The 22,456-nt window shown below is 72.6% G+C and carries 23 protein-coding genes; 13 read left to right on the top strand and 10 right to left on the bottom strand.

Going from position 1 to position 22,456, the window contains the following annotated elements; genetic code table 11:
* Window positions 1-19 precede the first annotated feature (19 nt).
* From C2L59_RS47500 to C2L59_RS14525, 3 genes are read right to left on the bottom strand one after another with little or no spacing between them, the layout of a single operon-like run.
* On the bottom strand, window positions 20-328 hold the full coding sequence (locus tag C2L59_RS47500; protein WP_158263088.1) for an aminoglycoside adenylyltransferase domain-containing protein: 309 nt from the start codon (window positions 326-328) through the stop codon (window positions 20-22).
* Window positions 318-689: a nucleotidyltransferase domain-containing protein gene (locus tag C2L59_RS14530; RefSeq protein WP_103350074.1), complete on the bottom strand. Its 372-nt coding sequence runs from the start codon at window positions 687-689 to the stop codon at window positions 318-320. The genes C2L59_RS47500 and C2L59_RS14530 overlap by 11 nt, the downstream gene beginning before the upstream one ends.
* A 3-nt stretch (window positions 690-692) precedes the next feature.
* Complete coding sequence (locus C2L59_RS14525) at window positions 693-2,078, bottom strand: carboxylesterase/lipase family protein (protein WP_103350030.1); 1,386 nt, start codon at window positions 2,076-2,078, stop codon at window positions 693-695.
* Window positions 2,079-2,134: 56 nt separating this feature from the next.
* Between C2L59_RS14525 and C2L59_RS14520 the strand changes: the two genes are divergently transcribed.
* From C2L59_RS14520 to C2L59_RS14510, 3 genes are read left to right on the top strand one after another with little or no spacing between them, the layout of a single operon-like run.
* A complete protein-coding gene (locus C2L59_RS14520; RefSeq protein WP_103350029.1) occupies window positions 2,135-2,542 on the top strand; it encodes a nuclear transport factor 2 family protein in 408 nt (135 codons plus the stop codon).
* A gap of 33 nt (window positions 2,543-2,575) precedes the next feature.
* The gene (locus tag C2L59_RS14515; protein WP_233223496.1) at window positions 2,576-4,459 is read left to right on the top strand and encodes a Na+/H+ antiporter; all 1,884 of its coding nucleotides are present in this window, start codon (window positions 2,576-2,578) and stop codon (window positions 4,457-4,459) included.
* Between the two features lie 10 nt (window positions 4,460-4,469).
* Window positions 4,470-5,156: a histidine phosphatase family protein gene (locus C2L59_RS14510; protein ID WP_103350027.1), complete on the top strand. Its 687-nt coding sequence runs from the start codon at window positions 4,470-4,472 to the stop codon at window positions 5,154-5,156.
* Here the strand turns inward: C2L59_RS14510 and C2L59_RS14505 are convergent.
* Both C2L59_RS14505 and C2L59_RS14500 read right to left on the bottom strand, forming a co-directional pair.
* Window positions 5,140-5,883, bottom strand: a complete 744-nt coding sequence (locus C2L59_RS14505; RefSeq protein WP_103350026.1) for an ABC transporter permease — start codon at window positions 5,881-5,883, stop codon at window positions 5,140-5,142. The two genes, C2L59_RS14510 and C2L59_RS14505, sit on opposite strands and share 17 nt — an antisense overlap.
* A 17-nt stretch (window positions 5,884-5,900) precedes the next feature.
* Window positions 5,901-6,374: an MmpS family transport accessory protein gene (locus tag C2L59_RS14500; RefSeq protein ID WP_103350025.1), complete on the bottom strand. Its 474-nt coding sequence runs from the start codon at window positions 6,372-6,374 to the stop codon at window positions 5,901-5,903.
* A gap of 84 nt (window positions 6,375-6,458) precedes the next feature.
* On the opposite strand from C2L59_RS14500, the gene C2L59_RS14495 reads away from it, so the two are divergent.
* The 4 genes from C2L59_RS14495 to C2L59_RS14480 all read left to right on the top strand — a co-directional run bounded on the left by C2L59_RS14495 (window position 6,459) and on the right by C2L59_RS14480 (window position 10,434).
* Window positions 6,459-7,577 carry a helix-turn-helix domain-containing protein gene (locus C2L59_RS14495; RefSeq protein ID WP_233223495.1) on the top strand — a complete coding sequence of 373 codons (1,119 nt, stop codon included), beginning with the start codon at window positions 6,459-6,461 and terminating at the stop codon, window positions 7,575-7,577.
* Window positions 7,578-7,683: 106 nt separating this feature from the next.
* Window positions 7,684-8,661 (top strand): LacI family DNA-binding transcriptional regulator, encoded by a 978-nt coding sequence (locus C2L59_RS14490; RefSeq protein WP_103350024.1) that lies wholly within the window; start codon window positions 7,684-7,686, stop codon window positions 8,659-8,661.
* Between the two features lie 483 nt (window positions 8,662-9,144).
* Entirely contained in the window at window positions 9,145-9,726 is a 582-nt protein-coding gene (locus tag C2L59_RS14485) for a DNA-binding protein (protein ID WP_103350023.1), read from the top strand.
* A 51-nt stretch (window positions 9,727-9,777) separates the two neighbouring features.
* Window positions 9,778-10,434, top strand: a complete 657-nt coding sequence (locus C2L59_RS14480; protein WP_086680664.1) for an RES family NAD+ phosphorylase — start codon at window positions 9,778-9,780, stop codon at window positions 10,432-10,434.
* On the opposite strand, the gene C2L59_RS14475 is transcribed toward C2L59_RS14480, so the two are convergent.
* Genes C2L59_RS14475 through C2L59_RS14460 form a run of 4 tightly spaced genes read right to left on the bottom strand, consistent with a single transcriptional unit; the run spans window position 10,416 to window position 14,386 of the window.
* Window positions 10,416-11,051, bottom strand: a complete 636-nt coding sequence (locus C2L59_RS14475; RefSeq protein WP_103350022.1) for an HAD family phosphatase — start codon at window positions 11,049-11,051, stop codon at window positions 10,416-10,418. The genes C2L59_RS14480 and C2L59_RS14475 overlap by 19 nt on opposite strands.
* Window positions 11,044-11,376 carry a YciI family protein gene (locus C2L59_RS14470; RefSeq protein WP_103350021.1) on the bottom strand — a complete coding sequence of 111 codons (333 nt, stop codon included), beginning with the start codon at window positions 11,374-11,376 and terminating at the stop codon, window positions 11,044-11,046. The genes C2L59_RS14475 and C2L59_RS14470 overlap by 8 nt, the downstream gene beginning before the upstream one ends.
* Before the next feature lie 40 nt (window positions 11,377-11,416).
* Window positions 11,417-13,372: a S9 family peptidase gene (locus C2L59_RS14465; protein WP_103350020.1), complete on the bottom strand. Its 1,956-nt coding sequence runs from the start codon at window positions 13,370-13,372 to the stop codon at window positions 11,417-11,419.
* A 51-nt stretch (window positions 13,373-13,423) separates the two neighbouring features.
* Window positions 13,424-14,386: a TerC family protein gene (locus tag C2L59_RS14460; protein WP_103350019.1), complete on the bottom strand. Its 963-nt coding sequence runs from the start codon at window positions 14,384-14,386 to the stop codon at window positions 13,424-13,426.
* Between the two features lie 304 nt (window positions 14,387-14,690).
* Here C2L59_RS14460 and C2L59_RS14455 point away from each other — a divergent pair, with 304 nt between their 5' ends.
* From C2L59_RS14455 to C2L59_RS14440, 4 genes are all read left to right on the top strand, one after another.
* Entirely contained in the window at window positions 14,691-17,549 is a 2,859-nt protein-coding gene (locus C2L59_RS14455) for an alpha/beta fold hydrolase (protein ID WP_103350018.1), read from the top strand.
* Window positions 17,546-18,469 (top strand): ABC transporter permease, encoded by a 924-nt coding sequence (locus tag C2L59_RS14450; protein ID WP_103350017.1) that lies wholly within the window; start codon window positions 17,546-17,548, stop codon window positions 18,467-18,469. The genes C2L59_RS14455 and C2L59_RS14450 overlap by 4 nt, the downstream gene beginning before the upstream one ends.
* A gap of 137 nt (window positions 18,470-18,606) precedes the next feature.
* On the top strand, window positions 18,607-18,969 hold the full coding sequence (locus C2L59_RS14445; RefSeq protein ID WP_233223494.1) for a hypothetical protein: 363 nt from the start codon (window positions 18,607-18,609) through the stop codon (window positions 18,967-18,969).
* A 32-nt stretch (window positions 18,970-19,001) separates the two neighbouring features.
* On the top strand, window positions 19,002-19,742 hold the full coding sequence (locus C2L59_RS14440) for an enoyl-CoA hydratase/isomerase family protein (protein WP_103350016.1): 741 nt from the start codon (window positions 19,002-19,004) through the stop codon (window positions 19,740-19,742).
* Here the strand turns inward: C2L59_RS14440 and C2L59_RS14435 are convergent.
* On the bottom strand, window positions 19,739-20,242 hold the full coding sequence (locus C2L59_RS14435; RefSeq protein ID WP_103350015.1) for an SRPBCC family protein: 504 nt from the start codon (window positions 20,240-20,242) through the stop codon (window positions 19,739-19,741). The genes C2L59_RS14440 and C2L59_RS14435 overlap by 4 nt on opposite strands.
* Window positions 20,243-20,476: 234 nt before the next feature.
* Here C2L59_RS14435 and C2L59_RS14430 point away from each other — a divergent pair, with 234 nt between their 5' ends.
* Window positions 20,477-21,862 carry a S28 family serine protease gene (locus C2L59_RS14430; RefSeq protein ID WP_103350014.1) on the top strand — a complete coding sequence of 462 codons (1,386 nt, stop codon included), beginning with the start codon at window positions 20,477-20,479 and terminating at the stop codon, window positions 21,860-21,862.
* Window positions 21,863-21,921: 59 nt separating this feature from the next.
* Window positions 21,922-22,317 carry a VOC family protein gene (locus C2L59_RS14425; RefSeq protein WP_103350013.1) on the top strand — a complete coding sequence of 132 codons (396 nt, stop codon included), beginning with the start codon at window positions 21,922-21,924 and terminating at the stop codon, window positions 22,315-22,317.
* Window positions 22,318-22,456: the final 139 nt, after the last annotated feature.

The following is a 22,456-nucleotide window of genomic DNA, read 5'->3' as shown; positions in this document are numbered from 1 at the left end:
GAATCCCTCGATGTGCCATTCACGGCAGGGTGGACCGGCGGGCCAGCTCCTCGGCGAACGCCGGTCCGCTGGTCAGGAACTCCCTGGTGGGGGCCACCGTCGCCGGGTCGCTGGGGAGGTGAACTCGCCGCCACGGATCCGGGCGGTTCGCGATCGCGGCGCGGATGAGCCCGGTCCAGCGGGCGCTGAGGTGGCGGATCGCCCATTCCCCGGCCGCCGTCTTCGTTGCCACCGAACCGGTGGCGACGGTGTAGAGGAACCGGCACAGGGCCAGGACGCAGTGCGGCTGGCCCCACGCGCTGGAGAGGAGAGCCGCGTCATCGGCCACGGCGGCGATGGCGCGGACGGCGGAGACGGCCTCGGCCCTCAGCCGGCCGGGTCCCACCGCGTCGAGGAGGGTCTCCGCGGCGGTGCTTCGCCCATGCGGACTCCTGCTCCGGCAAGGCTGCGTGAAGCCGGCGAACCGCCTGCTCCGCCTCGTCACCGAGCGGGTGCTCGGTGACGACGAGGAAGTCGACGTCACTGGCTTCGTCCCCGGCGCCACGCGCGAACGACCCCACCAGGCAGGCCCCGGCGAACTCGCTCCCGAGCGCCGCCTTCGCCCCCTCGACCAGCTGGGTCAGCACTGTCTCCACCTCGTCGAGCTGAGCTTCGGTCAGCACGTTGGTGCTTTTGATCCGCTCTCGCATCGGTTATTCCCAGAACAGGCGCTGGTCGCGGTCCGGGTCGCTGACCGTCGTGGAGACGTCGTCGAAGAGGCGCGTGACGCGGTCTTCGCGGGTGTAGCGCGGCCAGCCCGGGTCGCCGGTCGCGATGAACCGGACCCACGCGTCGAACATCTCCGTCGCCACCGCCTGCATCCGTTCGGCCGGGAACGCGCGGCCGGCGAAGAGGAACCGCCAGTTGCGGTTGCGGATGTCGTCGAACACCAGCGGCAGGTCGAGCCCGTGCGGCGCACCGAGTCCCTTGCCCCGCGGGGCGATCCGCCAGTCCAGGCGGTACATCCACGCGGCCGGCTGCCGTTCGGCGAACCGGATGGCCGGGATCCACCAGTCCCCCGCGGTCAGGGCGCGGTTGCGGACCTGGTCTTCGGGCCAGCCGAGCAGCTCGCGGTAGGCCGCGACGGCCTGCTCGGCCTCTTCGGCGGTCAGCATGGTCGAGCCGACGCCCAGCAGCTTCGCGCCCCTCGACTGCAGCCAGCTGAACAGGTCCTCTTCGTCGGCCGTCGTCCCGATGAGCAGGGGGATTTCGCGGACGCCGTCCAGCGGCCGCTGCGGAAGCAGTTCGTCGCCGACGACCACGCGGTAGGTCACCTTGGTGCCCGACACCGCCGAAACCCGTTGCTGCGCTTCGAGAATCCGCGTCACCGGGAGGCCGGGAAGATCGCCGGGCCCGGCGTCCAGTTCCCGCAGGACGGCTTCGGCGACGGCCGCGCCTTCGGCCGGCGTGTGCACGACCGAGCCGACCCCGGTGCCGCTCTGCACGATCGCCCGGTGCACGAGCCCGCGGGTGGCGGGCACGGCCAGCAGCGTCCCGACGGTCCGGCCGCCGTTGGACTGCCCGGCGAGCGTGACACGGCCCGGATCCCCGCCGAACGCGCCGATGTTGTCCCGCACCCAGCCGAGCGCGGCGACCTGGTCGCGCAGCGAGAGGTTCGAGTCGGCGACCCCGGGCAGGTGCAGCATCCCGAGCACCCCGAGCCGGTAGGCGACGGTCACGACGACGACACCCCGCCGCGCGTACGCGGAGGCGTCGAACTGGTGCGGCGCGCCCATCACGCCACCACCGCCGTGGATCCACACGAGCACCGGGTACGAGCCGGGTTCCGCGGGTGCGTAGACGTTGAGGTAGAGGCAGTCTTCGTCACCGGTGAAGCCCCGCCCGGTCAGCTCGGGCTGCGGCGCGCGGGGCGCCCACTTCGTCGCGTCACGTTCACCGGGCCAGGGCTTCGCGGGCCGGGGAGCACGGAACCGCAGCTCCCCCACCGGCGGCTCGGCGTAGGGCACGCCCAGGAACGTCCGGACTCCGTCGCGCCCGGACCCGCGCAGCGCACCGGCCGCGATCTCCACCGTCGTCACGCGGTCCAGCCTACGAACTTGCCCTGGAGTGCGCTCCAGCGTGTTGACTGTCGGCCATGAGCGCAGCCGGAAACAAGCAACTGCTGAGAACCGCGTTCGACGCCTGGGCGGCCGGCGACATCCGGCCCCTGCTCGCCGCGATGGCCGACGACGTCACCTGGACGGTCAGCGGGCACAACAGCTGGTCCGGCAGCTTCGCCGGCAAGGACTCGGTCCGCCGCGACCTGCTGGGCCCGCTCGGCGACCAGTTCGAGGGCACCTACACCAGCACCGCGAGCCGGTTCGTCGCCGAAGACGACGTCGTCGTGGTCGAGACGCAGGGCAGCGTCGCCACCAAGACCGGGCAGCGCTACGACAACAAGTACTGCTTCGTCTTCCGCCTCGAGGACGGCCGGATCCGCGAGATCACCGAGTACATGGACACCCAGCTGGTCGCCGAGGTGCTCACCCGCCCGGCCCGGTGACGCCCGCCGCGACCCCCGGGTGATGATTACCCCGTGCACATAGCGGCAGAAATAGTGGCGCTGGTCGTGACCGTCCTCGTCGTCAGCGCGGTGGCGCGGCGGCTGGACTGGTCCGCCCCGCTGTGCCTGATCGTCGTCGGCGTCGCCGGCTCGTACGTCCCCGGGGTGCCCGAAGTCCACCTCGATCCCGAGGTCGTGCTGCTCGGCCTGCTGCCCCCGCTGCTGTACTCGGCGGCCATCCAGACGTCGCTGGTCGACTTCCGGAAGAACCGGAGCGCGATCGGGCTGATGTCGGTCGGGCTCGTCGTGTTCACCGCGCTCGGCGTGGGCCTGGTCGCCTGGGCGGTGATCCCCGGGCTCCCGCTGGCCGGCGGCATCGCGCTCGGCGCGGTCGTCGCGCCGCCGGACGCCGTCGCGGCCAGCGTCGTCGCCCGCCGGGTCGGCATGCCGCGCAAGCTGATCCGGCTGCTGGAAGGCGAGAGCCTCTTCAACGACGCCGCCGCGCTGGTCGCCCTCCGCACGGCCATCGCCGCGCTGGCCGGGTCGGTCAGCCTCTGGCAGGTCGGCGCCGACTTCTTCCGCGCGGCCATCGGCGGGGCCGTGGTCGGCCTGGTCGTCGGGTTCGTGGCCGCGTTCATCCGCGCCCGGATGGACGAGCCGGTGCTCGACACCGCGCTGTCGTTCGCCGTCCCGTTCATCGCCTACATCCCGGCCGAGGCGATCCACGGCTCCGGCGTGCTCGCGGTCGTCATCGCCGGGTTGATCCTCGGACACAAGGCGCCGCAGATCCTCTCCGGCTCGACCCGGCTGGCGTCCCGGCTGAACTGGCAGACCATCCAGTTCCTGCTGGAGAACATGGTCTTCCTGCTGATCGGCCTGCAGCTGCGGCGGATCCTCGCCGAGGTCGGCGAGAGCGGGCTGTCGCTGGTGTTGCTGACCTGGATCTGCGTCGCCGTGCTGGGCGCGACCATCCTCACCCGGGTGCTGTACCTGATCGGCATCGGCACGGTGAAACGGCTGGAACGGCGGCTGCTGCCGGCGAAACCGCGGGCGAAGATCTGGCCGTGGCGCTACTCCGCCGTCATCGCGTGGGCGGGCATGCGCGGGGTCGTCACGCTCGCCGCCGCGTTCGTGCTGCCCGCCGACACCCCGCAGCGGGCCGTGCTGGTGCTCGCGGCGTTCGTCGTCGTGGCCGGCACCCTGGCCGTGCAGGGCATGACGCTGCCGCCGCTGATCCGGCGGCTGCGCCTGCCCCGGCCGGACCCCGCGGAGGACGCCCTGCAGGAGGCGGCCGTCCTGCACGACATGACCCGGGCGGCCCTGGCCAAGCTGGACGAGATCCAGTCGCCCGACGACCCGCCGGAGATCATCCAGCGCCTGCGCGACCGCCTGCAGCACCGCGCCGACTCGGCGTGGGAGCAGCTCGGCCGGCAGAGCGCGCTGGCCGAGACCCCGAGCGACGCCTACCGCCGGCTACGGCTGGCGCTGCTGGAGGTCGAACGCGACCAGTTCCTCAAGGCCCGCGACAGCGGCAGCGCCGACGACGACGTCCTGCGCCGGGTCCTGGAGCGGCTCGACATCGAGGAGTCGATGCTCGACCGCGACGAGGAAGAACCCGAGGTGGAGGGCCGCGAGCTGCGCACCCCGGCCGCGACGGCCGGTTCGTGCAAGCACCTGGCGCACGAGTGGGTCGACAAGGACCCGAGCTCGGCCGACAGCTGCGCGGCCTGCCTCGCCGAGGGCACCACGTGGGTCCACCTGCGGATGTGCCTGAAGTGCGGCAACGTCGCCTGCTGCGACTCCTCGCCCCGGCGGCACGCCACCCAGCACTTCCACGAATCCCGCCATCCGGTCATGCGCAGCTTCGAACCGGGCGAGACGTGGCGCTGGTGTTTCGTGGACAAGCAGCTCGGTTAAAGTCGGGGCCATGAGCACCCCGGAGCAGGAGATCGAGTACCGCCAGCACCGCTTCAGCCCGCCCCCGGGCTCGACGGAGATCTTCCTGGTCCGGCACGGCGAGTCCGCTCCGGCCCGTGGCGACGACCCGTTCGACCTGGTCGACGGCCAGGCCGACCCGGACCTCGCCCCGGAAGGCCGCGACCACGCCCAGCGCGTCGGCGAGCGGCTCGCCGGGGAGCGGATCGACGCGATCTACGTGACGACGTTGCGCCGCACGGCGCAGACCGCCGCGCCGCTGGCGGAGAAGCTGGGGCTGACCCCGGTCGTCGAGCCGGACCTGCGCGAGATCCACCTCGGGGACTGGGAGAACGGCCTGTTCCGGAAGTACACGACCGACGGCCACCCGATCGTCGACCGGCTGTGGACCGAGCAGCGCTGGGACGTGATCCCGAGCGCCGAGTCCGACGAGGCGTTCGGCGCCCGGCTGCGCGGCGCGCTGACCCGCATCGCGGCCGCGCACCCCGACCAGCGCGTCGCGGTGTTCACCCACGGCGGCGTGATCGGCGAGGTGTTCGCCCAGGCCAGCCGGGCGGTCGAGCGGTTCGCGTTCCTCGGCGCCGACAACGGGTCCGTTTCCCACCTGGTGCTGCACGGCGACACCTGGATCGTGCGGCGCTTCAACGACACCGCGCACCTGGCTACGCCGCTCGGCTGAGCTTCCCGGCCGCGACGAGCTGCACGGCCACCAGGATCGAGACGGCCTGGGCGGCGAGCAGCCCGATCAGCACGAGCACCTGCGTCATCCCGGCCTGGACCGGCCCGGCGCCGCCGAGCAGCACGCCGACGTAGGCACCCGGCAGCGTCACCAGGCCGACCGTGCGGGTCTGGTCGAGCGCGGGGATCAGCGCGTGCCCGGCGGAGGGCCGGCAGATCTCCAGCGCGGCCGGGCGCGGCAGGAACCCCAGCGCCAGCGCGGCTTCGTACTCGCCGTGACGGGCTTTGAGCTCGTCGAGGGCCCGGCGGGCGGCCTGCGACGTCGCGGTCATCGCGCCGCCGATCACGATCCCGGCGATCGGCACGACGGCGATCGGCTTGAGCGGCACGACACCGGCGCCGAGGACGAGCGCGAGCACCGGCGCGACCCCGGCGGCGATGGCCAGGGCCGTCCACGGCAGGTTCCGGCGGGTGCCGACCCGGCGCGCCGACGTCACCGCGGCGATGCCGAACATCAGCAGCACGAAGACGCCGGTGAGCGGGGCCGAGCGCAGGACGGCGGTGATCACCAGCGACACGAGGGCGAGCTGGGCGACCGCCCGGACGGCGGCGACGAGGACGACGCGACCCGAGCCGAGGCCGCCGGCCTGGACGACGGCCGCGCCGGCGACGGCGAGCAGGACCAGGACGGCCACGAGGGCGGGTCCGAAGGTGATCGCGGCGTTCACGCCGCCGATCCTCCCGCCTAGACGGCGCAGCTGAAGAGGCGGTCCGGTTCGGTCTCGGTCTTCTCGGCGACGACGACGCCGTCGACGACGATCCGGCAGCGCAGCTCGCCGGGCCCGGGGTTCCGGGCGGCGATGCTGTAGAACTCGGTCCGCCCGGCCGGCCCGATCCGCGTGAACCGCGTCGACCACGGCGTCGCGACTTCGGCGTGCTGGGTCAGCGCCGAGCCGGCGGCGGCGAAGGTGACGTTGCGGGCACCGTGCGCGCCGACCAGCTCGTAGACGACGCTGTGGCTCACGGTCCGGACGGCGGCGGGCGCGACGGGCGCGGTGGCGGGCTCTGCCTCGACCGGCCCACGCGCGGATCTGGGCACGACGTAGGCGGACACCGCGAAAGCCGCGGCGAGCACCCCGAAGACGACGACGAAGCTGCCGGCCGACCGAGCCCGCCCGGCGCATTCGCGCTGGGCCCGGGTGGCGGTGGGAACGCCCATGGAGAGGTCTTCTCTCGTCCCGCGCACTTCCGTCGAGTGCGTCGGTGTATATCTCGCCGTGACCTGACTGCGTGTTAGCAGCTCGTGGCCGCCGATTTCGATGTTCACCCGGACGGGGGTCTTCGGTGCGGCCGGAAATTGTCGGACCCCGGGGGCATGATCGGGGGCGTGTACGAGGAGATGGCACCCCCGCGGCGGCTGCATGGCGTGGCGCGCTGCGTGTGGCGATCGGCTTCGGAGGGACCGAAGCGCATAGTCCCGGACGGCTGCGTGGACCTGGTCACGGGCGACGGCGAGGTGTTCGTGGCGGGCCCGGACACGACGGCGTGGTCGTCGCTGAGCCGGCCGGGAGCGGTGCTGGAGGGAATCCGTTTCACCCCGGGCCGCGCGGCGGCGGTCCTGGGCGTGGCGGCGGACGAGCTGCGGGATCGGCGGGTGCCGCTGGGCGAGTTGTGGGGGCGTGCCGGGGAGGCGGTGGCGGAGCGGCTGTTGTCGGGTGAGTGGTCGTTGGCGGAGGCGGTGGGGTCGCGGGTTTCGGAGGTGGCGCCGCCGGATTTGGCGGTGGCGGAGTTGATCGCGCGGCTGGACGCGGGGGTTGGGCGGGTCGGGGAGGCGGTGGCGGGGTTGGTTCGGGGTGGGCCGGGAGCCGCGCAGGTGGCCGCCCTGCTCGCCAAAACCGCTCCGGAAGGCGCGCGCATCGCAGAAGCAGCCAGGCTGCTCGCCCGAGCCGGCTCCGAAGGCGCGCGCATTGCGCAAGCGGCCGTCGGCCAAGGCAAACCGGAAGCCGCGCACATCGCCCAAGCGGCCGCCCTCCTCGCCCAAGGCAAACCGGAAGCCGCGCGCAACCCTGAAACTATCGCCGCCCCCAGCCACCCTGGCGCAGGCCCGGCGGAGCTCGCGGCCAGGCGGGTCGAAGATCCCGCCGCGTCCGTTGCGGTGAGCGAACGGCGGCTGCGGCGGCGGTTCGTCCAAGCGGTCGGCTACGGGCCCGCCACCTACCTGCGCGTCAGCCGGTTCCAGCGGGCCGTCGCGCTGGCGCCGCACATTCCCGCCCTCGCCGCGCTGGCCGCCGCCGCCGGGTATGCCGACCAAGCGCACCTCAGCCGGGACTGCCGGGCGCTGACCGGCCTCACTCCCCGCGCCTACTTCCGGCGACCCTCCACTGTGGACGTGGCGGAGCGTGATCGACTCCGTTCGGCGTAACCCGCGCGGACAACCGGAAGTGGCCGGTCACCCGAAAAGGTAAGCGGACGGTAAACGACTACCAAGAGCGCTATCCTCCCCCTCGACGAGTGATCAGGGAGGGCGTGTGGCCACCATCAGCGACGTCGCGGCGAGAGCCGGTGTCTCCACGGCGACCGTGTCGCGCGCGCTCAACGGCAAGTCCACTGTGGACCCCACGCTGGCCGCGCGGGTCCAGGAGGCCGCCGCCGAGCTGGGGTATCACCCGAACGGGCTGGCCCGGAACCTCCGTCGGCAGGAGACGGCGGTGCTCGCGCTGATCATCTCCGACGTCGAGAACCCGTTCTTCACCGCCATCGCGCGCGGCGTCGAGGATCTCGCGCAGCGGTCCGGGTATTCGGTGGTCCTCTGCAACTCCGATGAAAACGAGGAGAAGGAGCGGCGCTACATCGAGGTCGCGCTGCAGGAGCGGGTCGCCGGGGTGGTGCTGTCCCCCACCGGCCGTTCGACGAACGTCGAGGGCCTCCACCGCCAGGGCACCCCCCTGGTGGCCGTGGACCGGCCGTTGCCCGCCGCGGCGGGCGACCAGGTCCTGGTCGACACCCGCCACGCGGCCGCCGAGGCGACGCGCCACCTCCTCGCGGGCGGCTACGAACGCGTGGGCTGCCTGACGGGCCCGGCAGGCGTCCGCACGGCCGACGACCGCTTGGCGGGGTACGCGGACGTGGTCGGCGAAGAGAACGTCCTGTCCCGGCGGGCGGAGTACCGCGCGGAGGGCGCCCGCCTGGCCGCGCTCGAGCTCCTCGACGCCCCCGCGCCGCCGGACGCGCTCCTGGTCGCGAACAGCACGATGGCGATCGGGGTCCTGGAGGCCCTGTCGGCCCGCGGCCTGCGCCCGGGCCGCGACGTGGGCATCGTTTCGTTCGACGACGCACCCTGGACAACGCTGATCGACCCCCCGCTGACGGTGGTCGCCCAGCCGGCGTACGAGGTGGGCCGGGTCGCGGCGCAGCTCCTCCTGGCGAGGATCACCGACAGCAGCCGCGAAGCGACGACCACGACGCTGGAGGCTCGCCTGATCGAGCGAAAGAGCTCCCGCCGCTGACGCTCGGACGGTGACGGAACACGCACGCCCGACCCGGCTCGCGCACCCAGACGTTCGACCCGGGCGCTCAGGCGGCCCACCCGCGCCTCAAGAGTCGGCTCGCGTGCCCAGACGGTCGGCTCGCGCACCCAGGCGGTCAGCCACCAGGACGGGAGCGACGTGCCCAGGGGGCCGGCTCGTGCCGGGCCCCCCAGGCACGCCCCACCCCCTGTGTCCCCCATGACCGGCGCCGGAACGCCGGATCCTGTGAGCACGGAGCGGAAATCGTTTACTCATCGGCAACCTAGGTGCGCGAACCACCACTGTCAAGCCGGTGCGGGGCTGGACAACCCCACTCCTCCCGGGGACACTGACCGGAAGTTGCCTACTCAACGTGTTGGATGATGTGCCGTAAGTGTCGATCTCTGGTGAATTCGCCCACTTACCGGGCAAGAAACCGCACGAACCCGCACACGCGCGCTGTTTCGGGTTAACCTGAGCCACATGTCTGTAGCGCTGGAGAACATCCTCGCCAAGGCGGGCCTCAAAGTCGACGCGAACGAGTTCCTCACCCTCGTCGAAGACGCGGCGCGCAGACTCTCCCCACCGAACCCCGATCCGTCGCACTACTTCTCGGCCGACCAGCGGGCCGCGCTCGCCGATGTCGGGCTGGACCTCTCGCCACGCCGGGAAGACGAACCCGACTTCCGGGCCCGGACCGTCGCCGCCCACGCCGTGCTCGCCGAGGGGGCGCTCAGCGTCAACGAGGCCGCCAAGGCCCTCGGGGTCGACGACAGCCGGATCCGGCACCGCCTCAAGGAAGGCAGGCTGACCGGGTGGAAGGACGGCGGGTGGCGGCTGCCCGCGTGGCAGTTCGCCGGCTCCGGCGTGCTGCCCGGCCTCGAGGTCGTGCTGAAGGCTTTGCCCGACGACCAGCCCGCGCTCGTCGTCGCCGCCTTCATGAGCACGCCGCAGGCCGACCTGGTCATCAACGACCACGCGGCGACCCCGCGCCAATGGCTCCTCTCCGGTGGTGATCCGGACCACGTAGCCCGCCTCATCGCCACGCTCGGCACGCCACTCTAGGCTGGACCCTCCCGAGCAAGATCACCGACAAGGACGGACCACCCCCGACCCATGGCCCGGCTCCCGCTGCCGCCCGCCCGATCCGTCCTGGTCCGGCAGCTGAACCGCGCCAGCGACGTGGTGACGGTCCAGCCCGCGACCAGGCTCGTCCGGATCTTCACCGCGCACGGCAACCACCCCCAGCAGTGGAACTCGTTCCGCTACACCGGCCCGCTCCCGCACGGCCGGTTCGACCAGCAGTCGCCCGGCCGCGGCGGCGCGCCGGTCACCGATCCCGCGAACGGCGTCCTCTACTTCGGCCTCACCGTGCGCACGTCGGTCGCCGAGGTGTTCCAGACGAGCTCGACCGTCGACCGCCGCACCCGCGGCCCCCGGCTGGTCGTCGTCCGCCCGACGCGCACGCTGCGCCTGCTCGACCTGACCGGTCTCTGGCCGACGCGGGTCGGCGCGTCCCAGGAAATTTCCAGCGGGCCGAAGAAACTTACCCAGGCCTGGGCCCGCGCGATCCGCGGCGCGTTCAGCGACCTCGACGGCCTCTGGTACCGCTCGTCGATGGACTCCGGTGACCCCGCGATCTGCCTGTGGGACCCGCCGGCGGGCGCCGCGCTGCCGATCGCGCCGGACGTGCTGCTGCCGCTGGACCACCCGGGCCTGGACGTCCCGCTCGGCCGGGTCTGCGAAGAGCTGAACTACACGCTGCTGAACTGAGCCGCCAGCACCGGGATGATCGCCCGCAGGTCCGGGCCGTCGACGACGTGGGTCGCGACGGCGCGGGCGTCCGGCGCCGCGTTGAAGCCGATGCTCGTCCCGACGGCGGCGAACAGCGGCAGGTCCGACCGGCTGTCCCCGACCGCGGCACACCGCTCCGGCGCGAAGCCCTGCGCCAGCGCGAAGTCCCCCTTGCCGTACTCGTCCAGGTGCTCGGCGACCCGCCCGGTGTAGCGGCCGCCGAGAGCTTCCGGCACCGGCCCGCAGTACGCGGCGAACCCGAAGCGGCCGGCGAGCAGTTGCCCCACCGGCGCCCACGCCAGCGTGGTCAGGACCGGGCGCAGGCCCCGGTCCCGGCACCACGACACCGTCTCGGCGATCCCGCCGACCAGCGGCAGCGTCTCCAGCCGGGCCCGGATCTCCGCCTCGGTGTGCCCGGCCCAGCGGCGGGCGTCGATCACCGACGCCTCCTGGTTCGTCATCCGCCCGGCCGCGTAGGCCGCCTCGGCCGCGACCAGCTCGGCTTCGTGCCCCAGCGCGGCCGCCACCCACGCGCACGAGCTCGTGCCGGGCACGAGGGTGCCGTCGACGTCGAAGCAGACCAGGCCGTCAGCCAAGGGTGCCCCGCGGGCAGACGAACCCCACGATCTCCGACGCGATCAGCCCCGCCTGCTCGGCCGGATCGGCGTCCAGGATCGCCCGGGTCTCCGCCTCGGACGTGCGGAAGAACGCCACCCCCGTCACCGGCAGCGTCGACGACGGCTCCGGCACCGCCCCGGCGAACAGCAGCGTGCCCATCGCCTGCTGCTGCCGGGCCGACGACAGGTGCCGCGCGCGCAGCTCCCGCGCCATCTCCTCGGGGATCTCCGCCGCCCGCGGGCCCGCCCGGAACAGCACCATCCGCCACGTCTCGAGCTCGAAGTCCACCTCGGGCACCGTCATACCCACCGACGTTCGCAGGCCGGGGCGCCCCGGACAAGGGTCAGAGGTGCCGCGCCCACCACTCGAGGATCGCGTCGAAGCGCTGGACGCGGTGGCGCGGCCGGCCCGACCGGCTCAGCTCGTGGCCCTCGCCGGGGAACACCAGCAGCTCCGCGGGCGCGCCGGCGCGGCGCAGGGCGACGAACATCCGCTCCGCCTGCTCCAGCGGGCAGCGCCAGTCCTGCTCCGAATGCACGACCGCGAAGGGAATCTTGATCTGCGCCGCGTACGAGAGCGGCGACCGGTCGCGCTGCACCTCCGGCGACGAGCCGATGTAGGCGTCGACGAAGAAGTAGCCGATGTCGGAACTGCCGACCATCGAGTCCCACGCGTTGACCGCGCGCTCGCTCCACGCCGCCTTGAAGCGCTCGCCGTGGTGGGCGGCCAGCCAGCTCGTCATGAATCCGCCGTACGAGCCGCCCATGATGCCGACGCGGGAGGCGTCCAGGTCCGGGCGCTCCAGCGCCTTGTCCAGCAGCGCCAGGACGTCGTCGACGTCGACCGTGCCGAAGGCGTGCGTGATCGCGTGGCCGTGCGTCTGCCCGTACCCCGCCGACCCGCGCGGGTTGCCGACCACCACCGCGTAGCCCGCCGACGCGTACACCTGCGCCTCGTCGAACAGCGTCCACTCCTGCTGGGTGAACGGGCCGCCGTGGACCACGCGCAGCACCGGGTGCGGCCCGTCGCCCTCGGGCAGCACCAGCCAGCCGTGCACCGGGTAGCCGTCCGGCGCGGTCGTCTCCAGCTCGATCATCGGCCGGATGCCCTTGTCCCGCAACGGCTTCGCGTAGTCGGTCAGCACCCGCGGGCCGGCGTCGCCGAGCAGCACGACCTCCCCGGGCGTCGACGGCGTCGCGATCACCGCCACCAGCACCGAGCCGTCCAGGGTGAACGACCGGACCGCGGCCTGCTCCGCGTGGACCACCGCGAGGTCGGCCAGCGGGGCGTCCGCGGCGTCGGCGGAGACCGCGCGCAGCTCCACCGCGCCGCGGTTGCGGACCGCCACCACGACGTCGTCGCCGCGCGGGGCCGGCGGGCCCGCCGCGGCCTCGCAGTCCACGGTCTCGGCGTCGGTGAGCCGCCGGCCGGCCACCGGGCCGGCGCCGAATTCGGGCGTCGCCGCGTAGAGCCCGGTGGGGGCGGCTTCGTGGTGGTGCTCGAAGGACTGTCCGAAGTAGAACAACGTGCCGTCGGGGCCGAAGGCCGGCCGCTCCGAGTAGCCCGCGCCGCGCACCACAACCTCGGGCTCGCCGCCCTCGGCGGAGATCGCGCAGATGTCGCGCGAGTCGCTTTCGGCCGCGCCCCAGTCCGGCGGCGCGGTGAAGACCAGCCGCGTGCCGTCCGGCGTCCACACCGGGTGGGCCGCGTCGAACCCGTCGCCGGTCAGCGGTTCGAGGTCCGGGAGCTCGTCCTGATCGAGCGCCGCGACCGCGTCGACGGCGAACAGCCGCTGCATGCGGTCGCGCAGGAACCCGACGTCGTCGATCCGGTAGTCCATCCGCGTGATCCGGCGCGGGGCCTCGGCGGCCGGCTCCGGGGTCTCGCCGTCGGCGTCCGGCGTGCCGTAGCGGCCGGGCTCGGGCACGCGGGCGGTGAACGCGATCCGCCGCGAATCCGGCGCCCACACCGGCTCGCCCGCCCCGAGGTGCAGCGACGTCAGCCGGCGGGCCTCCCCGCCGGTCGACGGCATCAGGTGCAGCTGCGGGCTGCCGTCGGCACCGTCGCCCTCCCCCGCGCGCAGGAACGCCACCCAGCGCCCGTCCGGGGAGATCGCCGGGGCGGAGTCGCGCGGACCGTGGGTCCACGCGGCCTCGCCGCCGTCGAGCGACACCCGCCGCACCGAGCCGAGCGAGGCGTTCGCCTTCAGGTCCGGCTTCTTCAGCGCGGTGAGCAGCAGGTCCCCGCGCAGGGCGGGACGGCCGGGAGTGACGAGGACTTCGATGTCGGCTGGACGCACGTCACCGACGGTACCCGAAACCCTTAGCGAGGCGAACGATTTTGCCGGACGTTAAGCCACGACCTGCTTGCGCTCGTCACGCCGCGCCTTGGCCAGGCTGGCCGCCGTGGTCACCGACAGCACGACGATGATCACGCCGAGGGAGACCCAGTTGTTGATGTCCAGCCAGTCCGGCACGACGTGGTACTCGTGCAGCGCGTGCAGGAACAGCTTCGCGCCGATGAAGGCGAGGATGACCGCGAGGCCGTAGCTGAGGTAGACGAGCTTGGTCACCAGGCCGCCGAGCAGGAAGTACAGCTGCCGCAGGCCCATCAGCGCGAACGCGTTGGCGGTGAAGACGAGGAACGCCTCCTGCGTGATGCCGAAGATCGCCGGGATGGAGTCGACGGCGAACAGCAGGTCGGCCGAGCCGATGGCCACGATCACCAGCAGCATCGGCGTGATCATCCGCTTGCCGTCGATCTTCACCGTGTAGTGGTGGTCGTGGTAGTCGTCGGTCACCGGGGCGAACCGGCGGACCTGCCGGGTGACGGCGTTCTCGTGGTACTCCTCGTCCTCGCCCTTGCCGCGCAGCATGCTGATCGCGGTCCAGATCAAGATGGCGCCGAAGAGGAAGAACACCCAGACGAACTGGGCGATCAGCGCGGCGCCGATGGCGATGAAGACGCTCCGCATGGCGAGCGCGAGCAGGATGCCGACCAGCAGCACGCGGTGCTGATGGATGGCGGGCACCTTGAACGAGCCCATGATGATCATGAAGATGAACAGGTTGTCGACGCTCAGCGAGTACTCGGTGATGTACCCGGTGAAGAACTCGACACCCGGGTCGTGGCCGGCGAAGACCCACACGCCGATGCCGAAGACGATCGCGCACGAGACGTAGAAGACGACCCAGCGAGCAGCTTCCCCCGTGGTCACCGCGTGCGGCTTGCGATCGACGATGACCAGGTCCAGCGCGATCAACGCGAGCAGGCCACCGATCGTGGCGATCCACAGCCACAGGGGGACAGTCATGGAACTCGAACCTCCGGATAGTGCGCAGCAGCAACTAACCGGAGGTCTCTCCCGCCGGTGGCAACCACCGGCCGACGGTGCCGGGGGCGCAGGGCCACCGTGCTGACGACACCGCCGCGAAGGAATACTCCCCTCACAGCGCGTCCAGTTTGCCGGTTCCTCCCCCCGAAAGCCAGCCGGGATCGCGCACGTCACCGGGTTGGGCCTGTAATTCCGGTCACTTCGGTCCACCTGGTGGTCGCGGAGGTGTGATCAAGGTGAGCCGGTGAGGACACTCTCAGGAAACTTCACCTACGGTCACGTCGTGCCCCGACTCCCGCTCCCGCGCACTCGCCGAGCCCGTCTGACGGCGCTCGGCGCCGTCGTGGTGGTGCTCGCCGCCGCGACCGTCCTCTGGGCGTCGCGCGACACGGCCCCGCCCGCCGTGCCCACCCAGGACGCCCTGCTCGACATGCCGGCCGCGCCCGGCTCGGCGCAGCAGGTCGAGATCGACACGACCACCTACCTCCCGGCGACCGTGCCCGCACCCGCCGTCCTGCTCGCGCACGGCTTCGGCGGGGACAAGGCCAGCGTCGCCGACGACGCCCGCGAACTCGCGCGGAAGGGCTTCGTCGTGATGACGTGGTCCGCGCGCGGGTTCGGCAAGAGCACCGGCAAGATCGGCCTCAACGACCCGGACGGCGAGGTCGCCGACGCGAGCCGGCTGATCGACCGGCTCGTCGCCGAGCACCAGGTGACGCTCGACGCCAAGGGCGACCCGAAGGTCGCCGTCACCGGGGCCTCCTACGGCGGCGCGCTCTCGCTGCTGCTGGCCGGCACGGACAAGCGCGTCGACGCGATCGCGCCGGTGATCACCTACAACGACCTCGCCCAGGGCCTGGTCCCGAACGCGGCGGCCCCGGCGGCCGCGGCCGCGGGAACCCCGGCGGCCGGCGCGTTCGCCACCGGCGGCGTGTTCAAGAAGAGCTGGGCCGGCATCTTCTTCTCGGCCGGTTCCGGCGCCGCGGCGAGCGGTTCGCCGTCCGCCGAAGCGCCGGAAGCCGGGCAGGAGACCGACACCGGTGCCGCCGGCGCCGCCGGGAACGCGGCGGCCGCTCTCCCGGCGGCGCCGCCGGGTGCGGGCGCGCCTCGCGGCGGGGCCGCCGACCCGTGCGGCCGGTTCACCGCCGCGGTCTGCCGCGCCTACACCGAACTCGGCACCACCGGGCAGGCGAGCCAGGCGAGCGTCGACCTGCTGCGCCGCGTCTCCCCCGCGTCGGTGACGAGCAGGATCACCGTGCCGACGCTGCTGGTCCAGGGCGAGAGCGACACGCTGTTCGGCCTCGACCAGTCCGACGCGAACGCCCGGCAGATCACCGCGGCGGGCGGCCAGGTCAAGACCATCTGGTACACCGGCGGCCACGACGGCGGCAAGCCCGGCCCGCAGCTGCGCGCCAAGATCGGTGACTTCCTGAAGACGGCGCTGGACGGCGGCGACCCGGGCACCGGCTTCAGCTATGACGTCCAAGGCACGTTGCGCGCCAACGGGACGCCGTCGGTCCGCACGGTCAACGCGGCCGCCTACCCTGGGCTGACCGGGCCGGCGACCGAACGGCGGCTGCTGGCGCTGGCCGGGCCCGCGCAGCCGGTGGTGCGCCCGGCCGGGGCGAACCCGGCCGCGGTGAGCGGGATCCCCGGCCTCAACGGCATCGCGAGCAGCACCTCCCGGCTCGGTGCGCTGTTCAGCAACGACCCGCCCGGCCAGGCGGCGCAGTTCACCACGGCGGCCTTCGACGGCCAGGTCGTGATCAGCGGGTCGTCGACCGTGCGCCTGCAGGTCGCCGCGGACCCGGCGCACCCGCAGCCGGACGCGGTGCTGTTCGCGAAGCTCTACGACGTCGGCCAGGACGGCTCGCGGGTGCTGCCGGCCAACGCCATCGCGCCGTTCCGGGTGAGCGGGCTGCCCGCCGACGGCACCCCGGTCGACGTCACCGTGACGCTGCCCGGCATCGTCCGGCCGATCGAGGGCGGGCATTCGCTGCGGCTGGTCGTCGGCACGACCGACCAGGGCTACGCGGCGCCGGCCGCGCCCGCGGTGTTCCGCATCGGATTGGCCGGCGGCACCGCGCTGGCCGTGCCGATCGTGCCCGGGACGTCGGTCGGTTCCCCGGCACCGGTCGGGCAGCTCGTTGGCATCGGTGTGACGCTGGCGGTCGGCCTCGCGGCGGTGCTCTTCGCGGCGCTTCGGCGACGCCGCGCCACCGACGTCGACCCCGGGCTGGCCACGACTCCGCTGGTCATCGAAGGGTTGCGCAAGCAGTACGCGGGCGGGTTCGTCGCCGTGAAGGACCTGTCGTTCCGCGTCGAACCGGGCCAGGTGCTCGGCCTGCTCGGGCCGAACGGCGCGGGGAAGACGACCACGCTGCGGATGCTGATGGGCCTGATCACGCCGACCGCGGGCGGCATCCGCGTGTTCGGGCACAAGATCACCCCGGGCGCGCCGGTGCTCTCCCGCATCGGCTCGTTCGTCGAGGGCTCCGGCTTCCTGCCGCACCTGTCCGGCCGCGCGAACCTCGAGCTGTACTGGGCGGCGACCGGGCGGCCGGCGGAGAAGGCGCACTTCGCGGAGGCGCTGGAGATCGCCGGGCTCGGCAACGCGGTCGAGCGCCGCGTCCGGACCTACAGCCAGGGCATGCGGCAGCGGCTGGCGATCGCGCAGGCGATGCTCGGCCTGCCGGAGCTGATGGTGCTCGACGAACCGACCAACGGGCTCGACCCGCCCCAGATCCACCAGATGCGCGAGGTGCTGAAGCGGTACGCCGCGACCGGCCGCACGGTGGTGGTGTCCAGCCACCTGCTGGCCGAGGTCGAGCAGACCTGCACGCACGTCGTGGTCATGCACCGCGGTTCGCTGGTCGCCTCGGGCGAGGTCGGCGAGCTGGCCGCGGCCGGCGGCGAGGCGACGTTCCGGGTCGACGACCCGGCGGCGGCCGCGGCGGCGCTGAAGGCGGACGGGGTCACGTCCGTTGATGTCGAGGGCGACCTCGTGCACGCCGATCTCGACGGGCTGCCCCGCGCAGAGGCCGTGGCGGTGCTGGTTCGCGCCGGCGTCGCGGTGGAGCAGGCGGGGCCCCGGCGCCGGCTGGAAGACGCGTTCCTGCAACTGGTCGGAGAAGAGTCGTGAGTGAAGGCGTCCACACCGATCCGCACGCGCTCGACGAGCTGAGCGACGTCGCTTCGGCCGAGCACGCGGGCGTCGGGCCGGACGGCGCCGTCGAGGGCTACAGCGCCCGGCGGACGCTGCGGCTCGGCGTCGAGCTGCGGCGCCAGCTGAAGCGGCGGCGCACGCAGCTGCTGCTCGGGTTCGTCGCGCTGCTGCCGTTCATCCTGGTGATCGCGTTCGAGCTCGGGCAGTCGAACCCGAACCGGCGCAGCGGCGGGTTCGTCGACCTGGCCACGGCGTCCGCGCCGAACTTCGTCGTGCTGGCGCTGTTCGTGTCCGGAACGTTCCTGCTGCCGATGATCGTCGCGCTGTTCTTCGGCGACACCATCGCCAGCGAAGCGTCGTGGTCGAGCCTGAAGTACCTGCTCGCGGTGCCGGTGCCGCGGCAGCGGGTGCTGCGGCAGAAGGCGATCGTGTCCGGGCTGCTGTCGGCGTTCGCGCTGGTGCTGCTGCCCTTGGTGTCGCTCGGCGTCGGGGTGCTCTGGTACGGCGCGGGCGACGCGATCAGCCCGACCGGCGACGCGGTGTCCTTCGGCGACAGCCTGCTGGCCATCGTACTGTCCACTGTGTACATCATCCTGCAGCTGGCCTGGGTGGCCGGGCTCGCGCTGGCCCTGAGCGTGTCGACCGACGCCCCGCTCGGCGCGGTCGGCGGCGCGGTGCTGGCGGCGATCCTGTCGCAGATCCTCGACCAGATCACCGCGCTGGAGGGCCTGCGCAACTACCTGCCCACGCACTACGCGTTCTCTTGGATGGACCTGATTTCGACCGACGTCGACTGGACCAACCTGGCGAGCGGGATGCTGTCGGCGGCGATCTACGGGACGGTGTTCTTCCTCTTCGCCGGGCGGCGGTTCGCTCAAAAAGACATCACGAGCTGACGTCTCCGGCGGGCGTACGCTCCATCGATGACGTCCGCAGTGGAGTGGCACCAGCCGCCCGCGGCGCTGGTGCGGACGATGAACGTGGTGCTGCGCGGCGTGCTACCCAGTCGCTCGGCCGCGGTGTCGGCGAGTTCATGCTGCTCGCCTTCACCGGCCGACGGACCGGGCAGCGCTACCGCGTGCCGGTCACCGCCCACCGCGTCGCCGGCGACCTCTGCGCGCTGACGCCGGCGGGCCGGCGGCTCGACTTCCGCGGCGGCGCGGACGTCGACGTCACCCTCGCCGACCGGACGACGCCGATGCGCGGCGTGCTCGTCGAGGACCGGGCCGAGGTGCCCCGGAGCTACCTGGACCGGATGACCGGGCTGGGCATGCGCCGGGCGGCCCGGATGATCGGCTTGAGGTTCCCCCTCGGCCGGCTGCCGACCCTCGACGAGGTCGCCGGCCTGGTCCGGCGGGAGCACTTCGGCGTCGTCCGGTTGAGCGTCGCGAGCTGACCGGGCGGCCGGCACCGCGGTACGGTCGGGCCGTGCCGATCACCCTGGACAGCCACCGCGACCTCGCCGTGCTCCGGATCGACCACGGCGGCGGCAACACCCTCGACACGGATTCGTGCCGCGAGCTGGTGCTCCGGCTCGAGGAGGCCGAGCAGGCCCGCGCGGTGGTGCTCACCGGAACGGGGGGCATCTTCTGCGCGGGCGTCGACCTCAAGCGCATCGCCGGCGGCGGCGCACCGTACGTGGCGGAGTTCCTCCCGCTGCTGTCGGACGCGCTGCTGGCCGTGTTCGGCTTCCCCCGCCCGGTGGTGGCGGCCCTCAACGGCCACGCGATCGCGGGCGGCGCGGTCCTCGCGGCGGCCTGCGACCACCGCGTGCTCGGAGCGGGCACGATCGGCGTGACCGAGCTGCTGGTCGGCCTGCCGTTCCCGCTCGCCGCCCTGGAAGTCCTCCGCTGCACGTACGGAACGACGCAGCTGCCTGCGCTCACCTGCACGGGTGAAACATGGGGCGGCGCAGAAGCCTTGGGCCGGGGCCTGGCCGACGAGCAGGCCCGGCCGGAGGACGTCCTGGAGCGGGCGATCGCCGTCGCGTCCCGGCTCGGCGAGCTGCCGGCCGAGCCGTTCGCGCACACGAAGGCCCAGATCCGGCAGCCGTTCCACGAGCGGATCGCCGAATACCGCCACTCCGACGACCCGCAGGTGGAGCGGATGTGGCAGTCCGCCGAGGCGCTGGCCGCGGTGAAGTCCTATGTGGACCGGGTCCTGCGCTAGGCGGCGTGCACGCCGGTCTCGGCGAGGGACTTGATGCCCTGGACCGTCTTCTGCATGTTGGCCTGCAGCTCGCCGAGGCGCATCGCGACGATCTCCTCTTCGTGCTCGGGCATCGAGCTGATGATCTTCGTCAGGTTGGACGGGCCCGGGCCGATCTGGGCCCACTGGCGCAGGACCGTGCCGTCGCCGTCCGGGATCAGCTCGAAGCGCCACGAAGCCGCCGGGTTCGTCACGTCCATCACCGCCCACGCGAACAGGCGGCCGGGCTCGTAGCCCGTCACCGTCGAGATCGTCTCCCACTCCCCGGCGACCGGGTGGGAGTTGCGGCCGCGGAACTGCGCGCCGAGGCCGGGCTCGGATCCCTCGACCCAGCCGCCGCCCTGGAACTCGTTCGAGAACCGGGCCGGCAGGTCGACGTCCAGCAGCCAGGACCAGACCTCGGCCGGCTGCGCGGCGATGCGGATTTCGACCTGGGTCGTAGGGCAGTCGGAAACCTTCATGGCGGACCCCTCGCTCGATGCCGGTGCCTACGGATTCGGACCGTAACGCGGCGCCGATCGCCCGGACAACTCGCACGGTGCCCGCGGCTGCGCACACCGGAGGACGCCGCCCCGGGCGTCGCGCCACCCGCCGAAAGTCGGATCCTGACCGATTCTGCGCCCGGACAGCCGATTGCCGACCCCGGCCCGTTCTGTGAGGGTCCCACGGAAGGCTCCAAGCGGGAAGGTGCTCGAATGCGCAGACTGTTCACCGCCGGTGCGGTCCTGCTCGCGCTGGCCGGCCTGGCGCCGGCGGCCGCGGCGGCACCCGACATCAAGGCGGAGCTGCAGCGGATCCCCGGGCTGACCATCGTGTCGGAGGACGCGGCGCCGGCCGGGTTCCGGTTCTTCAAGCTGACCTACACCCAGCCCGCCGACCACCGGCACCCCGAAGCCGGCACGTTCCAGCAGCGGTTCACCCTGCTGCACCGGGACTTCGCCGCCCCGACGGTCGCCTACACGAGCGGCTACAACGTCGGCAGCACGCCCAACCGGTCCGAGCCCACCCAGATCGTCGACGGCAACCAGCTGTCGATGGAGTACCGCTACTTCACGCCTTCGCGGCCGGAGCCGGAGAACTGGGCGAAGCAGCTGACGATCTGGCAGGCCGCCGCGGACGAGCACCGCGCGGTGCAGGCGTTCAAGGCGATCTACCCGGGCAAGTGGCTGGCCACGGGCGGCAGCAAGGGCGGCATGACCGCGACGTACTTCCGCCGCTTCTTCCCCGACGACGTCGACGCGACGATCCCGTACGTCGCGCCCAACGACGTCATCGACCCGGTCGACGTCTACAACCGGTTCCTTTCGCGCGTGGGCACCGACCCGGCGTGCCGCGCCGCGTTGAAGGCCATCCAGCGCGACGCCCTGAAACGGCGTGCCGAACTGGGCGCGATCGCCGCCGCGGACGCGGCCCGGCGCGGCTTGACGTTCTCGATCGTCGGCTCGGCGGACAAGTCCCTCGAGATTTCGGTGATCGACTCGTACTTCGCGTTCTGGCAGTACCAGAAGCAGTCCGACTGCGCGACGGTGCCGGCCCCGGGAGCGCCCGCGGCCGACGTCTACGCCTGGTACGAGAAGGTGGAGAGCCTCAACACCTACTCCGACCAGGACCTGGCGCCCTACATCCCGTACTACTACCAGGCGGCGGTCCAGCTGGGCTCCCCCGAAGCGTACGACGGTTATCTGCGCGACCTGCTGCGCTACCCGGGCGCGGACCAGCCGAAGACGTTCGTGCCGGCGTCGATCCGCCTGCCGCGCTTCGACTACCTGGCGATGCCGGACATCGACTTCTGGGTGAAGTCCCGCGGCACGCGCCTGCTGTTCGTGTACGGCTCGAACGACCCGTGGGGCGCGGAGCCGTTCGAACTGGGCTTCGGCAGCCGGGATTCGTACCGCTATTACGTCGAGGGCGGCAACCACGGCTCGAAGATCGCCCAGCTGGCCACGCCCGACGCCGCGGCGGCGACGGCGACGGTCCGGCGCTGGGCCGGTCTGCCACCGGCGACATCGCTGGCCCTGCGCTCGGCTCCGGCCGGCTTCCCGGACTTCGACGCGGACCTGACGCTGCGGGCACGGCTGTAACTTTCCTCAGGCCGGGCGTACTCTCACCACACCTGACGGCCCGGCCTGAGGAGGCGAGCATGCCTCGTCCCGTCCACTTCGAGATCCACGCGGGCGACCCCGAACGAGCGGCGGCGTTCTACACGGCGGTGTTCGGCTGGAAGTTCGACCGCTGGGGCGATGCCCCGTATTGGATGGTCACCACCGGCGAGGGCGACGGTATCGACGGAGGGCTGATACCCCGGCAGGGCCCGGCGCCGGAGGCGTCGGCTCCGGTCCACGGTTTCGTCAACACGATCGACGTGGCGGATCTGGATCGTGCGTTGGAGGAAGTGAACCGGGCCGGTGGGACGCTGGCGTTGCCGAAGAGCCCGGTTCCGGGAGTGGGGTGGCTGGCGTATTGCAAGGATACGGAGGGGAATGTTTTCGGGATGCTGCAGGCTGATGAGAACGCGCCTGCACCGGCGCCGGAGTGACTCGGGGCGGGCTTGGCTGAGTCGGTCGTAGGAGATCCGGCCGGGATTCTGCCGAATGAGAACCCTTCATCCCGATGCCCCATTGTGACTACGGCCGGTGGCACCGCCTCAAGGCGGGAAAGCGTGCCTTGACCCGGTG

The organism is Amycolatopsis sp. CA-128772, assembly GCF_002904295.1.
GTDB lineage: Bacteria > Actinomycetota > Actinomycetes > Mycobacteriales > Pseudonocardiaceae > Amycolatopsis.
The sequence above is the reverse complement of the archived record's forward strand: the minus strand, read 5'-3'. Positions and strand labels throughout refer to the sequence as shown.